Origin of the sequence: Xanthobacter oligotrophicus, from assembly GCF_008364685.1 — a bacterium.
Taxonomy (GTDB): Bacteria; Pseudomonadota; Alphaproteobacteria; order Rhizobiales; family Xanthobacteraceae; genus Xanthobacter; species Xanthobacter oligotrophicus.
The window spans coordinates 146,848-159,039 of record NZ_VTTL01000005.1 but is presented as its reverse complement, the minus strand read 5'-3'; the positions used below and the strand labels follow the sequence as shown (position 1 = coordinate 159,039).

The window sequence follows — 12,192 nt, the reverse complement described above, 5'->3', positions numbered from 1 at the left end:
CTGTGACACGCCGGGGTAAGGAGCGATCCACATGCGCACCGCGCAAACCCTGAGGGCCTTCACCGGACTCGCGCTGCTCAGCCGGGGTTTCCGCCCCTTCTTCCTGGGCGCGGGCGTGTTCGCGCTCGCGGCGATCGCCATATGGCCGGCCGTCTTCACCGGCACGCTTGCGCTGCCCACCGCCTTCTCGGCCATCGACTGGCACACCCACGAGATGCTGTTCGGCTACGGGAGCGCGGTCATCGCCGGCTTCCTGCTGACGGCCATTCCCAACTGGACCGGGCGGCTGCCGGTGGCAGGGGCGACGCTCGGCAGCCTCGCACTGCTCTGGCTCTTGGGGCGCTGCGCCGTGCTGGTGTCGGGACTGATCGGCTGGGCTGTGGCGGCAACCGTGGACGTGGCGTTCCTGGCGGTCTTCACCGCGGTGGTGGCCCGCGAGATTATCGCCGCGCGCAACACCCGCAACCTGAAAGTCGCCGCGGTGGTGCTGCTACTGGCGCTCGCCAACCTGGGCTTCCACCTGGAGGCCCGCCTGACCGGCACGGCGGAGCATGCGGCGCGGGCCGCGCTCGCATTGATCGTGTTCCTCATTCTCCTGTTCGGGGGGCGCGTGGTGCCGAGCTTCACCGGCAATTGGCTGGCGAAGCGCGGGGAGGCGCGCCGGCCGGCCCCCGCCGATCGCTGGGACACGGCTGCGCTGGTGGTTTCCGGCGTCGGCCTCTCCGGATGGGTGGCCGTGCCGGATGCCCGCATCACCGGCGCCGCGCTGTTGGCGGGCGGCGCCGCCAACCTCTGGCGGCTTGGGCGCTGGCGGGGATGGCGCACCTTCCCGGATCCACTGGTGCTGGTCCTCCACGCGGCCTTTCTGCTGGTCGCCCTCGGCTTTCTCGCCGCCGGCGCCTCATGCTTCCGCGCAATCTTGCCCGTGGACTTGCCGGTCGCCGTCGGCATTCACGTCTGGGCCATTGGCGGCATTGGCGGGATGACGCTCGCCATGATGACGCGCGCGACACTGGGACATGTGGGCCACGCGCTGGTGGCCTCCACGGGGACTCGGGCGATCTATCTTTTGGTGGCTGTCGCGCTCGCGGCACGCGTGAGCATGGCACTCCTGCCGTCCTGGGGCGCGCAACTCATGCTCGCAGCCGCCACAGCCTGGTGCATGGCCTTCGCCGGATTTCTGGCCATCTATGGGCCAATGCTGACGCGCCGAAGCTAGACCGTTTTCGAGCGAAGTAGACACCGGCTCGCGTGAAGAAGACGGATCGATACAAAAATCCAGAGCCATTTCCGTGAACCAATGCGAACGGAAATGGCTCTGGATCGAAGATGGCAAAGGCTAATTTTCTCTGTCGGGTACCAGCTGTCGCCGGATCACCGCTTCTTCGCACAACTGCGCGAGTCTTTGGCGGACTGCTTCTCAAGAGGCGCGGTCACACCACGCGTCGTGGCATGCCGGCACCCACGGCGGGTCGGCGCGGGTCGCGCAAAGCCGCCGCGGGTGCCGTCGTTCTCAGAAGCGATAGTTGATGCCGGCCTTCACGAGCTGAACGCTCTGATCGACGGTGGAGGTATAAGCCGGCATATAGGTATTGGGGACGAAGTTGAAGGTCACATCGTTGCTGCCGAGGTCGATGTAATTGTACTCAACCTTCGCCGACCAGTTGTTGAAGAAGGCCCATTCGACGCCCGCGCCCACGGTCCAGCCCCAGCGGGTGGCGTCCGTGCTGGCATGATAGCCCAGATTATCACCGCTCAGGTCGGTGAAGCCGGCCGTGTGGGAGGTGGTGGCCCAGGCCGCACCGCCCTTGGCGTAGACCAGGACGCGGTCGAAGGCATAGCCGAGGCGGCCAGTGATGGTGCCCAGCGCGTCGATCTTGGACGTGCAGGCATCGTTGCTCTGGATGCAGGTTTTGGCAATGGAGCCGTCTAAAGCGATCTGGGAGTAAGAGCCGGAACCGGTAAGGTCGGCCCAGTTCGCGTCGGCCTCGACGCCGAGCACGATGTTGTTGATCTGGTAGTTGTAGCCGATCACGCCACCGACGAGACCGCCGTCGAGGTTGTAGTGCGCGTCCGCCGGACCGTAGGTCACGAGGGTGGACGGATTCTGCGGATCGTAGCTGTTGCTGAAATCGTTCTTGGCCCAGCCGTATCCGCCCTGGGCGCCGATGTAGAAGCCGGTCCAGCTGAAGGCGGGCGCGACAGGCGCGGCCTTGACCGGCATCTTGGTGGCAAGGTCCGCCGCCTGGGCGGCGCCGGCGGCGACCATCGCCGCGAGAATGGTGGTAGCGAGCAGCGACTTGCGCATGTAATCCCCCGAGCCCGGATGAAGCAGGATGACGGGGTCTTAGCGCAGTTCAACGCCCATGACTGTCTCCCAAGGGCAACAGGTGATCTTATCCGGACTGTCATACCACGGACAAAATAGTCTGGTATATTGATTTTAGAGTACGGATTCTGTGTATTTCGTGTAGAAACTCAAATCATTGCCCATGCTATGATTTAAATATTCGGCGATTACCTAATCTATTCATTCCCGACTCGCACCGGCGGGCGTAATTATGCGGCGCGATACTGCCGCTCCCGCCATCATACAGGTGCGAAGACCGGCGCTTCGCTATCCGGCGAACGGGCGGAAAGCCTTCACCACCTCTTCATAGACCCTGCGCTTGAACGGGACGACGAGGTCCGCCACCTTGTCGAGGCTCTCCCAGCGCCAGTCCATGAATTCGGGCTTGTGGTGGCCGCCGCCGGGGCGGGTGATGTTGATCTCGGCATCGAGGCCGGTGAAGCGCAGGGCGAACCATTTCTGCGTCTGGCCTCGATACTTGCCCTTCCAGGCCTCGCCGGCGATGCGGCCCGGCAGGTCGTAGGACAGCCACTCCTGCGCCTCGGCGAGCTTCGTCACCGAACGCATGGAGGTCTCCTCGTAAAGCTCGCGCAAGGCGGCCGCGAACGGCTCCTCACCCTTGTCGATGCCGCCCTGGGGCAGCTGCCAGGAATGGGTGGCATCCACGTGCTCCGGCCCGCCGACGCGGCGGCCGAGGAAGACCTTGCCGGCCGCGTTGAACACGCACAGGCCGACGCAGGGGCGATAGGGCAGGTCGTCCTGTTTCTTGTCGTGGCGATTGGACATGGGCGCGATCCGCAAGGAGGAGTTGCTTTACCCTTGATTGGCCCGCGCGGCGTCGCCGCGCAAGCCCGGGAAAGGTCCAATGCCCTCGGCGCGCCGCACCACGACGCGCCCTCTTCGTCAGTGCGCCGCGCGATGGCGCGCCCTCTCCGTCAGTGCGCCGCGCGATGGCGCGGCATGGCGGTGGAGCCCCAGGCGCGCAGCGAGGCCCAGATACGCCGGTCGAGCTGGAAGCGGTCCACCGGCACGGAGGCGCCCAGCGCCTTCACCCGGGTGAGGCCCACGCCCGACCACTGGAAACCGCACTTCTCCAGCACCCGGCGCGAGGCCGGATTGACCACGCGGGCCGAGCCGATGAGGAGCTGCAGCTCGGTCTCGGAAAACGCATAGTCGATGACGGCGCGCACCGCCTCGGTGGCGATCCCGCGGCCCCAGAAGGGCTCGCCGATCCAGTAGCCGATCTCCGGGGCGGGCTCGGGCGGGCGGCGGCCGAAGCTCACCATGCCGGCGAAGGTCAGGGCGCCTTCACCCTTGAGGAACAGCGCGAAGGTGGCCGCGTCCGGAACGGCAGCCAGCGTCTCGACGAAGGCATGGGCATCGGAGCGCTTGTAGGGGAAGGGCAGGTTCGCGGTCATTTCCGCGATCTTGCGATTGTTGGCGAGCTCCGCGACGGCGGCAACGTCCTCGAGGCGCGGCGCGCGGAGCACGAGCCGGTCGGTTTCGAGGACGGGGATACAGTTCTCCGCGAGCGGCGCTCCGGACGGCGTCTCACACAGGGTCATGGCAAGCTCCTCAAGGCCAGACAAACGAAAACCGGGGAGAGGTGTCCCGCCTCCCCGGTTCGTGTCTGAGCTTTGAGGTTCGGCCTGCTCAGGCGCCCACCGGGTCGACGTGACCGGCGGGAACCTGCATTCTCAGGTCTCGCCGTTTATTCAGCCGCCTCGGCGGCGATGGGAAGCACCGATACGTAGGTGCGGTCGTTGGCTTTGGTCTGGAAGGTGACTTTGCCTTCCACCAGGGCGAAGAGGGTATGGTCCTTGCCCATGCCCACGTTCGTGCCGGGATGCCACTTGGTGCCGCGCTGGCGCACGATGATGTTGCCCGGGATGACGTCCTGGCCACCGAAGCGCTTCACGCCAAGACGGCGACCATCGGAATCACGACCGTTGCGAGACGAGCCGCCTGCCTTTTTATGAGCCATTGTTGCTCTCCTCGTTCGCTATCAGGCGTCGGCAGCGGCTTGGGGAGCCGGCGCGCGCTGGGACTTGGGTTCAGCCTTGACGGTCTCGCCGAGGCCTGAAATCTCGGTGATGCGCACGACGGTGAGGTCGGCGCGGAAGCCCCGCTTGCGGCGCGAATTCTGCCGGCGGCGCTTCTTGAAGGCGATCACCTTGTCGCCGCGGGTCTGCTCGACCACTTCGCCGGTGACGGTGGCGCCGTCCACGTGGGGCGCGCCGATGGCGATGGTGGCGCCGCCCAGCATCAGCACCGGGAAGGTGAAGACCGAGCCGACCTCGGCGTCGAGGTGGTCGATGGTAATTTCGTCGGCGGCGGCAACGCGATACTGCTTGCCGTTTGCCTTGATGACCGCGAACATCTTGTCTCGCTTTCGTGTTCCGCCGAGCCTCGAAGGGCTGGCTTCTTCCGGTCGGGAATGGGAATGCGGGCACGAGGGCCCACGCGAAGTGGGTCCGATACACCATGGATGCCTGAAAAGTCAACGCCGCGGGCGTATCTGCCCCCTGCTCCGCGTCCGCCCTCTTCCCGGTCCAGGCGGAGCCGCCACGCAGCCATGGCCCGGATCAGGCACGGCCGCCCGTTTCGGCGGCAGGATCGGCGCTGAGAAAATCACCAAAATGCCACTTGCATGGGCGGGGCGAATCCACTAAATCCCCTCTGCCCAAATTCGCACGTGCCTGTGGTCGCGTGTCGGTCGGTAGGATCTCCGGACAAGAGGCCGGAAAGCTGCCAGGACGACCGATAGCCGGAGGGAACCGGCCCACCCCGCTCCTCATGCGGGGGACGTGACTTGAAGCAACGACGTAAGGGCTTTTTTGGTCTCGGTCACCCCTCCAAAGGGCGACTGTACTGAAGAGGCACTACATCTTGCCGGCCGTGCGGAGCGGGATTCCCTCTCCAATCGTGCGCAGTTGTCTCGCCCTCGCCTGGCTTGTCGCCCGGCGGGCGGTTCGACTGCCGTTCGGTCCGATGATGCGGCCGGGATAGAGCCCCGGCGAAGCGGGTACGGCCCGCAGACGACCCGGCGTGTCCACAGCGCCGGGCGGCTGCTTGCGCGTGCCCCGGCCGAGCCCAGTGCGGGTTCGTCCGTCCCTGTCGTCGCACGGAATTCTCCGTGCTTCACGAGGCTTCAGGTCACGGGAGGACACCATGACCGATCGCATCCGCGAATTCCTGCGTACCCGACGAGAGGATGGCCCCTGCGTGGTGGTGGACCTCGACGTGGTCCGCACCAATTACCAGGCCTTCGCCCGTGCCCTGCCGGACACCCGCGTCTATTACGCCGTGAAGGCCAATCCCGACGCCGCCATCCTGCAGGCGCTGGAAGAGTTGGGCTCGTCCTTCGATTGCGCCTCCGTGGGCGAAATCGAGATGGTGCTCGCCACCGGCGCCGGCGCCGAGCGCATCTCGTTCGGCAACACCATCAAGAAGGAGCGCGACATCGAGCGCGCCTTCCGCCTGGGCGTGCGCCTGTTCGCGGTGGACAGCTACGAGGAGGCGGAGAAGATCGCCCGCGTGGCGCCCCACGCCAAGGTGTTCTGCCGCATCCTGTGCGATGGCGCCGGCGCCGAATGGCCCCTGTCGCGCAAGTTCGGCTGCGAGCCGGAGATGGCCGCGGACGTGCTGGAGCACGCCCATCGCCTCGGCCTTGCGGCCTATGGCGTGTCCTTCCATGTGGGCTCGCAGCAGAAGAACGTGCACGCCTGGGACGGCGCGCTCGCCTCTGCGGCGCAGATCTTCCGAGCCTGCGCGGAGCGGGGCATCTCGCTCTCCATGGTCAACCTGGGCGGCGGCTTCCCCACCCGCTATTTGCAGGAGGTGCCGGGCGCGCAGTCCTACGGCGAGGCGATCTTCTCCTCCCTGCGCAAGCACTTCGGCAACCAGGTCCCGGAAACCATCATGGAGCCCGGCCGCGGCATGGTGGGCAACGCCGGCCTCATCGAGGCCGAGGTGGTGCTCATCTCCAAGAAGTCCGAGGCCGACGCCATGCGCTGGGTCTATCTGGACATCGGCAAGTTCGGCGGTCTCGCCGAAACCATGGACGAGGCGATCCGCTATCCGCTGCGCACCCCGCGCGACGGCGATGACACCGCGCCCTGCGTGCTGGCCGGCCCGACCTGCGATTCGGCCGACGTGATGTACGAGAAGACCCCGGTGGACCTGCCGCTGTCGCTCTCCATCGGCGACAAGGTGATCATCGAGGCGTGCGGCGCCTACACCACCACCTATTCGGCGGTAGCGTTCAATGGCTTCCCGCCGCTGAAGTCCTACGTGATCTGAGCACCTGATCAGAGGCCGCGTTCCAGGGCCTGCGATCGAAAGGGACAGCGCGTTGAGGAGCCGGACCCGGGAGGGTCCGCTCTTGGGCGCGCACACCCCTGCACGATCCCCATCGCGCGCCGGACCTGATGGCCCGCGCCGGTGGCAATGAGGAGGGGGCTTCCCCTCGTCTTCCGCACCGTCCCGAAAGGCCAGAGCCGCAAGCCGATGGCCGACCGCGCATCCCGCGCGGCGGGACGGATGTCTTCGCCTCTCACGTTGGCACAGGAGCTGCTGATGACTGAGATCGTGCTGGAAACCGTGGAAGATGTGGCCCCGCGCGAGGCCCTGCTGGACCTGTGCCTGGGCGCCGAGCGCTTCACCAAGTCATCCGAGCGCCTGCGCGAAGGCCGCCTGCCGGCGCGCGACCTTGCCTTCGTGGCCCGTGGCCCCGATGGCCGCCTCGCCGGCACGGTGCGGCTGTGGAACGTCGCCGCCGGTCCCGGCAAGCCGGCGCTGCTGCTCGGGCCGCTGGCGGTGCACCCCTGGTTCCAGGCCCATGGCCTCGGCGCCACCCTCATGCGCACGGCGTTGGATACGGCGCGGGCGCAGGGGCACGGCGCGGTGATCCTGGTGGGGGATGCGGCCTATTACGAGCGCTTCGGCTTCAGCGCGCAGAAGACCGGCGCGCTCTGGATGCCCGGCCCCTATGCCCGCGACCGCCTGCTGGCGGTGGAACTGGAAGCCGGCGCGCTGGACGGCGCGCGCGGCCTCATCAGCCCCACGGGCGGCCGTGTTGCCCAGCCTTCGCTGGCTGAACTTCTCGCGGGGGAGATGCGCAAGTCGGCATAGGACGAAGGGCCGCGGCCGGCCCTCGGTCCGGCCTGTACGGCGGCCAGATGCAGAAAAGCCCCGGCCTCAGCCGGGGCTTTTTCATTTTGGGACATGGGCGGTGAGTGATGCAGGCCCGGCGCGGGGCCGGGCCTGTCGCAGCTCTCATGCGGTCCGGGCGGCGGCTGCCGCCCGCAAACATCAGCGCACGATGACGTTCTTGAACTGCCAGGGATCCTCGAGGTCCAAGTCCTCAGGGAACAGCTTCTGGCGACCGGTGAGGGGTGTCCAGTCCGTATAGGTGCCGATCACCGGGCCGAGATAGGGCAACTGCACGTCGAGGCAGCGGCGGAAGTCCATCTCGTCGGCTTCCACGATGCCCGCGTTGGGGTTCTCCAGCGCCCACACCATGCCGGCGAGCACGGCGGAGGTCACCTGAAGGCCGGTGGCATTCTGGTAGGGCGCAAGCTCGCGCGTCTGCTCGATGGAGAGCTGGGAGCCGAACCAGTAAGCGTTCTTGGCGTGGCCGTAGATGAGCACGCCCAGTTCGTCGATGCCGTCAACGATCTCGTGCTCGTCGAGGATCTTCCACTTGCCCTGGAAGTGGCCGCCATTGCCGAACATCTCGTGAAGGGAGAGCACCGCGTCGTTGGCCGGGTGGTAGGCATAATGGCAAGTGGGTCGATAGAGCACGGTGTCGCCGTCGCGCACCGTCAGGTAGTCGGCAATCGAGATGCTCTCGTTGTGGGTGACGAGAAAGCCGTACTGGGCCTGCGGCGTCGGGGTCCAGGAACGCACCCGCGTGGCGGCGCCGGGCGAGAGCAGGTAGATGGCCGCGCCGCAGCCGGCCTCGTGGGTGCGACCGTCCGGCGGCAGGGACTTCTCATGGGTGCCCCAGCCCAGCTCGGCGGGCTGGAGGCCCTCGGACACGAAGCCTTCCACCGACCAGGTGTTCCAGAACTCGCCCATCACCTTGGGCTCGCGGGCGCGCTGGGTGTCGCGCTCGGCGATGTGGATGCCCTTCACCCCCAGTGCACGGGCAAGCTGAGCCCACTCCTCGCGACTCGCCGGCTCGGGCCGGTCGAGGCCGGTGTCGTGGGCGATGTTCAGCAGGGCCTGCTTGACGAACCAGGACACCATGCCGGGATTGGCACCGCAGGTGGACACCGCCGTGGTGCCGCCCGGATTGCGCCGGCGCGCGGCGAGCAGGCTCTCGCGCAGGGCGTAGTTGGTGCGCGCGGCGTTATCCATGGATTCGTCGAAATAGAAGCCCTTCCAGGGCTCGATCACGGTGTCCACATAGAGCGCGCCGATCTCGCGGGTGAGTTCCATCACCGCGATGGACGACACATCCACCGACAGGTTCACGCAGAAGCCCTGCCCGCCGCCGTTGGTGAGGAGCGGGGTGAGCAGTTCGCGATAATTCTCGGCAGTGACTTCCGACTGGATGAAGCGGATGCCGCGGGCGTCGAGCAGCGTCTTGTGGTCCGCCACCGGGTCGATCACCACCATGCGGGAGAGATCGAAATCGAAGTGGCGCTCGATCAGCGGCAGGGTGCCGCGGCCAATGGAGCCGAACCCGATCATCACGATGGGGCCGTCGATCTTCGCGTGGACCGGCCAGTCGCTCATGGCGCTACACTCCTCGTCGGGGGGGCGGCGCTTCCCGTCACGGGAACGGGGCGCCGCTCGATCACAGATTCCCGGGACGCGCGTCAAGCGGGCGGAAAACGCTTCGTCGGCGCAGCGTCGGGGGCAAAGACCCGCGACGGATGCGCGGGCGGCGGCACCATGGGAAAAGCGCGCCCGCGCGTCAACCGAAGAGGCGCGCGGAAGCCGGCAAACCAAATGTTTGCGGTGGCTCTCGGCTTCTCTGGTGCCGGATCGGCTCAGGCGGATTTGGCCTGCGCGGGATGGGTCCGCGCGGGGCGGGAGGGCATGTGGTCCACCTTCAGCAGGCCGGGGAACAGGCGCATCCACAGCAGGGCCACCAGGATGGTGCCGACGCCGCCCGCCACCCCCGCGCCCACCGCGCCGAGCAAAGCGGCGGCCATGCCCGATTCGAACTCGCCGAGCTGGTTGGAGGTGCCGATGAACAGCGAGTTCACCGCGCTCACCCGTCCGCGCATGGCGTCCGGGGTGGAGAGCTGCACCAGCGAGGAGCGGATGACCACGCTCACATTGTCCGCTGCCCCCAGCACGAACAGGGCGCCAAGCGAGACAAGAAAGCTGCTCGACAGGGAGAACACCACGGTCGCCAGGCCGAACACCGCCACGGCGGCGAACATCTTGTGTCCCACACGGTGCGACAGCGGCACGCGGGCGAGCACCACCGACATGAGCACGGCACCCACCGCCGGGGCCGCGCGCAGGGCGCCGAGGCCCTGCGACCCCACATGCAGGATGTCGCTGGCGAAGATGGGCAGCAGCGCCGTGACCCCGCCCAGCAGCACCGCGAACAGGTCGAGGGAGATGGAGCCCAGCACCACCTTGTGCCCGCGGATGAAGGCAAGGCCTTCGAGCAGGGTGGCGATCGTCATCCCGCCGCGCTGCACCGGGGCGTGCACATGGCGTATCGCCATCATGGCGAGGGCGGCGGCGGCGTAGCACAGGGCGGCGCCCGCCAGGGGCACGGTGGGACCGAGCGCATAGGCGAAGCCGCCAGCCGCCGGGCCGGCGATGGTGGCCATCTGCATGGCGGAGGAGGACACCGCCAACGCCCGGGGCAGCACCTCGCCGGGCACGAGGCGGGGCAGCAGCGCGGCCATGGTGGGATGCTCGAAGGCGCGGCAGGCGCCGAGCATCACCACCGCGCCATAGATGGCGGCAAGGCCAACCATCCCCTCCGCAAGGCCCAGGGCCAGCAGGGCGAGCGTCACCGCAGCGACGCTCTGGCCGATGAAGACGATGCGGCGCCGGTCGAACACGTCGGCGGCATGTCCGGCGATGAGGCTCAGGAACAGCAGGGGCAGGAACTGGGCAAGGCCCACCAGTCCCAGGGCTACCGCGCTGCCGGTGAGGGCATAGACCAGCCAGCCCACCGCCACGCCCAGCATCTGGAACGCGAGGGCGGAGGCGACGCGGCTGATCCAGAACAGCAGAAAGGCCGGGTGATCCCGCAGCCGTTCGGAGGGGGATGGGGTCGGGGCAGAAGCTTGGGGCACGGGGCAGATCTCCGGGCCAAGGCGGCCCGGCTCTGGTCCGGCCTGCCCTGGCCCGTCAGGCTAGGTGGGAACGCGGCCGGGGCAGGCGCCCCGGACCGCTGGAGCGTTTTTGAGCGAAGTGGATAACGGTTCGCGTGAAGAAAACGCGTGAACACAAAATTCCAGAGTGATTTCCGGGAGCCAAGGCGAGCGGAAATCACCCTGGAGGATCAGTCGCTGGACAGGATGTGATTGCGGACGATGGGATAGACCTGCCCGGCCCATTTGCGGCCGGAGAACACGCCGTAATGGCCGACGCCGGCCTGCATGTGGTGACGCTTCTTGTGGGGCCGCAGGCCCGAGCAGATGTCCTGCGCCGCCATGGTCTGGCCGATGGAGCAGATGTCGTCCCGCTCGCCTTCCACCGTCAGCAGGGCCGTCTTGCGGATGGCCTTAAAGTCGATGGGCTGGCCGCGATAGGTGAGTTCGCCCTTGGGAAGCCGGTATTCCTGGAACACGTACCGCACCGTTTCCAGGTAGAACTCGGCATCGAGGTCCAGCACCGCGAAATATTCGTCGTAGAAGGACTTGGTGGCCTCGGCCTTCTCGTGGTCACCCTCGGCGAGGGCGTTGTAGAGGTCGAGATGGGCCTTGACGTGCCGGCTCACGTTCATGCTGACGAAGGCGGTGAGCTGCACGAAGCCCGGATAAACCTTGCGGCCCGAGCCGGGAAACCCCTTCGGCACCGTGGCGATGAGGTTTTTCTCGAACCAGGAGATGGGCTTGGAGGTGGCGAGTTCGTTCACCTTGGTGGGGTTGACCCGGCAGTCGATGGGGCCCGCCATGAGCGTCATGGAGGCGGGCGCGGCCGGATTCTTGTCCTGCGCCATCACCGCCGCCGCCACCAGCGCCTGGACGCACGGCTGGCACACCGCCACGAGATGGGAGCCCGGCCCCATGATCTCCAGGAACTTGATGACGTGCTCGACATAGTCGTCGAAGGCGAACGGGCCGGCTGACAACGGCACGTCACGGGCATTGTGCCAGTCGGTGATGTAGACGTCGTGGTCCGGCAGCATCGTCTTCACGGTGTTGACGAGCAGCGTCGCGAAATGGCCGGAGAGGGGCGCCACCACCAGCACGCGGGGCTGGGCAATGTCCACGTCCTTCTTGAAGCGCAGCAGGGTGCCGAAGGGCAGCACCGCCGCCTTCTCCTCGGTGACCTGGACCTCGCGGTTGCCCACCTCCACCGTGCGGAGGCCGAAGTCGGGGCGCCCGTGGCTGAGCCCGGTGCGCTCCACCAGTTCGTAGGCAGCGGCGAGATGGCGCAGGCCTGCATGGCCGTAGCCGTTGATGAGCGGACCCGTGAGGGTCTGGCGTGCGAGCCCCGCCAGAAAGCGGATGGGGCCCATCAAGTCGGACTGGGTTTGATACGCCTGATACATCATGGCCGCCCGTGCCGCTGCGCCCGGCGGCCGAGCCGCGGAGAGAATGACCTGAATAACATCTGCAGCATGACGCTGAAAGGTCCTTCTGTTCCCCGTCTGCCGACGCCCTCATGGACGGCGGAACCCTCTGTTTAAGTTA

General features: G+C 67.2%; 11 protein-coding genes. 3 read left to right on the top strand and 8 right to left on the bottom strand.

Annotation, left to right across the window (positions count from 1 at the left end; translation table 11 throughout):
• Positions 1-31 precede the first annotated feature (31 nt).
• The gene (locus tag FZ033_RS09695; protein ID WP_149575939.1) at positions 32-1,219 is read left to right on the top strand and encodes an NnrS family protein; all 1,188 of its coding nucleotides are present in this window, start codon (positions 32-34) and stop codon (positions 1,217-1,219) included.
• A 294-nt stretch (positions 1,220-1,513) separates the two neighbouring features.
• Here FZ033_RS09695 and FZ033_RS09690 read toward each other — a convergent pair whose 3' ends face one another.
• The 5 genes from FZ033_RS09690 to rplU form a co-directional block, all read right to left on the bottom strand.
• Positions 1,514-2,308, bottom strand: coding sequence for an outer membrane protein (locus FZ033_RS09690; protein WP_149575938.1), 795 nt, complete (start codon positions 2,306-2,308; stop codon positions 1,514-1,516).
• A 309-nt stretch (positions 2,309-2,617) separates the two neighbouring features.
• Complete coding sequence (locus tag FZ033_RS09685) at positions 2,618-3,136, bottom strand: RNA pyrophosphohydrolase (RefSeq protein WP_149575937.1); 519 nt, start codon at positions 3,134-3,136, stop codon at positions 2,618-2,620.
• 149 nt (positions 3,137-3,285) lie between these two features.
• On the bottom strand, positions 3,286-3,915 hold the full coding sequence (locus tag FZ033_RS09680) for a GNAT family N-acetyltransferase (protein WP_149575936.1): 630 nt from the start codon (positions 3,913-3,915) through the stop codon (positions 3,286-3,288).
• Positions 3,916-4,061: 146 nt separating this feature from the next.
• Positions 4,062-4,334: a 50S ribosomal protein L27 gene (gene rpmA, locus FZ033_RS09675; RefSeq protein WP_149575935.1), complete on the bottom strand. Its 273-nt coding sequence runs from the start codon at positions 4,332-4,334 to the stop codon at positions 4,062-4,064.
• Between the two features lie 21 nt (positions 4,335-4,355).
• Positions 4,356-4,730, bottom strand: a complete 375-nt coding sequence (gene rplU / locus FZ033_RS09670; protein WP_149575934.1) for a 50S ribosomal protein L21 — start codon at positions 4,728-4,730, stop codon at positions 4,356-4,358.
• A gap of 791 nt (positions 4,731-5,521) precedes the next feature.
• Here rplU and FZ033_RS09665 point away from each other — a divergent pair.
• Positions 5,522-6,652: a type III PLP-dependent enzyme gene (locus FZ033_RS09665; RefSeq protein WP_149575933.1), complete on the top strand. Its 1,131-nt coding sequence runs from the start codon at positions 5,522-5,524 to the stop codon at positions 6,650-6,652.
• Positions 6,653-6,928: 276 nt separating this feature from the next.
• Complete coding sequence (locus FZ033_RS09660; RefSeq protein ID WP_232847415.1) at positions 6,929-7,483, top strand: GNAT family N-acetyltransferase; 555 nt, start codon at positions 6,929-6,931, stop codon at positions 7,481-7,483.
• A gap of 180 nt (positions 7,484-7,663) precedes the next feature.
• Here FZ033_RS09660 and FZ033_RS09655 read toward each other — a convergent pair whose 3' ends face one another.
• From FZ033_RS09655 to FZ033_RS09645, 3 genes are all read right to left on the bottom strand, one after another.
• Complete coding sequence (locus FZ033_RS09655; protein ID WP_149575931.1) at positions 7,664-9,094, bottom strand: homospermidine synthase; 1,431 nt, start codon at positions 9,092-9,094, stop codon at positions 7,664-7,666.
• Between the two features lie 257 nt (positions 9,095-9,351).
• The gene (locus FZ033_RS09650; RefSeq protein WP_149575930.1) at positions 9,352-10,626 is read right to left on the bottom strand and encodes an MFS transporter; all 1,275 of its coding nucleotides are present in this window, start codon (positions 10,624-10,626) and stop codon (positions 9,352-9,354) included.
• Positions 10,627-10,835: 209 nt separating this feature from the next.
• Positions 10,836-12,053, bottom strand: a complete 1,218-nt coding sequence (locus FZ033_RS09645; RefSeq protein ID WP_149575929.1) for a polyhydroxyalkanoate depolymerase — start codon at positions 12,051-12,053, stop codon at positions 10,836-10,838.
• Positions 12,054-12,192 lie beyond the last annotated feature (139 nt).

Excerpts from the sequence above, each read along its gene's own strand:
- FZ033_RS09680 (WP_149575936.1), bottom strand. The coding sequence starts at position 3,915 with ATGACCCTGTGTGAGACGCCGTCCGGAGCGCCGCTCGCGGAGAACTGT.
- rpmA (WP_149575935.1), bottom strand. The coding sequence starts at position 4,334 with ATGGCTCATAAAAAGGCAGGCGGCTCGTCTCGCAACGGTCGTGATTCC.
- FZ033_RS09645 (WP_149575929.1), bottom strand. The coding sequence starts at position 12,053 with ATGATGTATCAGGCGTATCAAACCCAGTCCGACTTGATGGGCCCCATC.
- FZ033_RS09660 (WP_232847415.1), top strand. The coding sequence starts at position 6,929 with ATGACTGAGATCGTGCTGGAAACCGTGGAAGATGTGGCCCCGCGCGAG.
- FZ033_RS09655 (WP_149575931.1), bottom strand. The coding sequence starts at position 9,094 with ATGAGCGACTGGCCGGTCCACGCGAAGATCGACGGCCCCATCGTGATG.
- FZ033_RS09685 (WP_149575937.1), bottom strand. The coding sequence starts at position 3,136 with ATGTCCAATCGCCACGACAAGAAACAGGACGACCTGCCCTATCGCCCC.
- rplU (WP_149575934.1), bottom strand. The coding sequence starts at position 4,730 with ATGTTCGCGGTCATCAAGGCAAACGGCAAGCAGTATCGCGTTGCCGCC.
- FZ033_RS09695 (WP_149575939.1), top strand. The coding sequence starts at position 32 with ATGCGCACCGCGCAAACCCTGAGGGCCTTCACCGGACTCGCGCTGCTC.
- FZ033_RS09665 (WP_149575933.1), top strand. The coding sequence starts at position 5,522 with ATGACCGATCGCATCCGCGAATTCCTGCGTACCCGACGAGAGGATGGC.
- FZ033_RS09690 (WP_149575938.1), bottom strand. The coding sequence starts at position 2,308 with ATGCGCAAGTCGCTGCTCGCTACCACCATTCTCGCGGCGATGGTCGCC.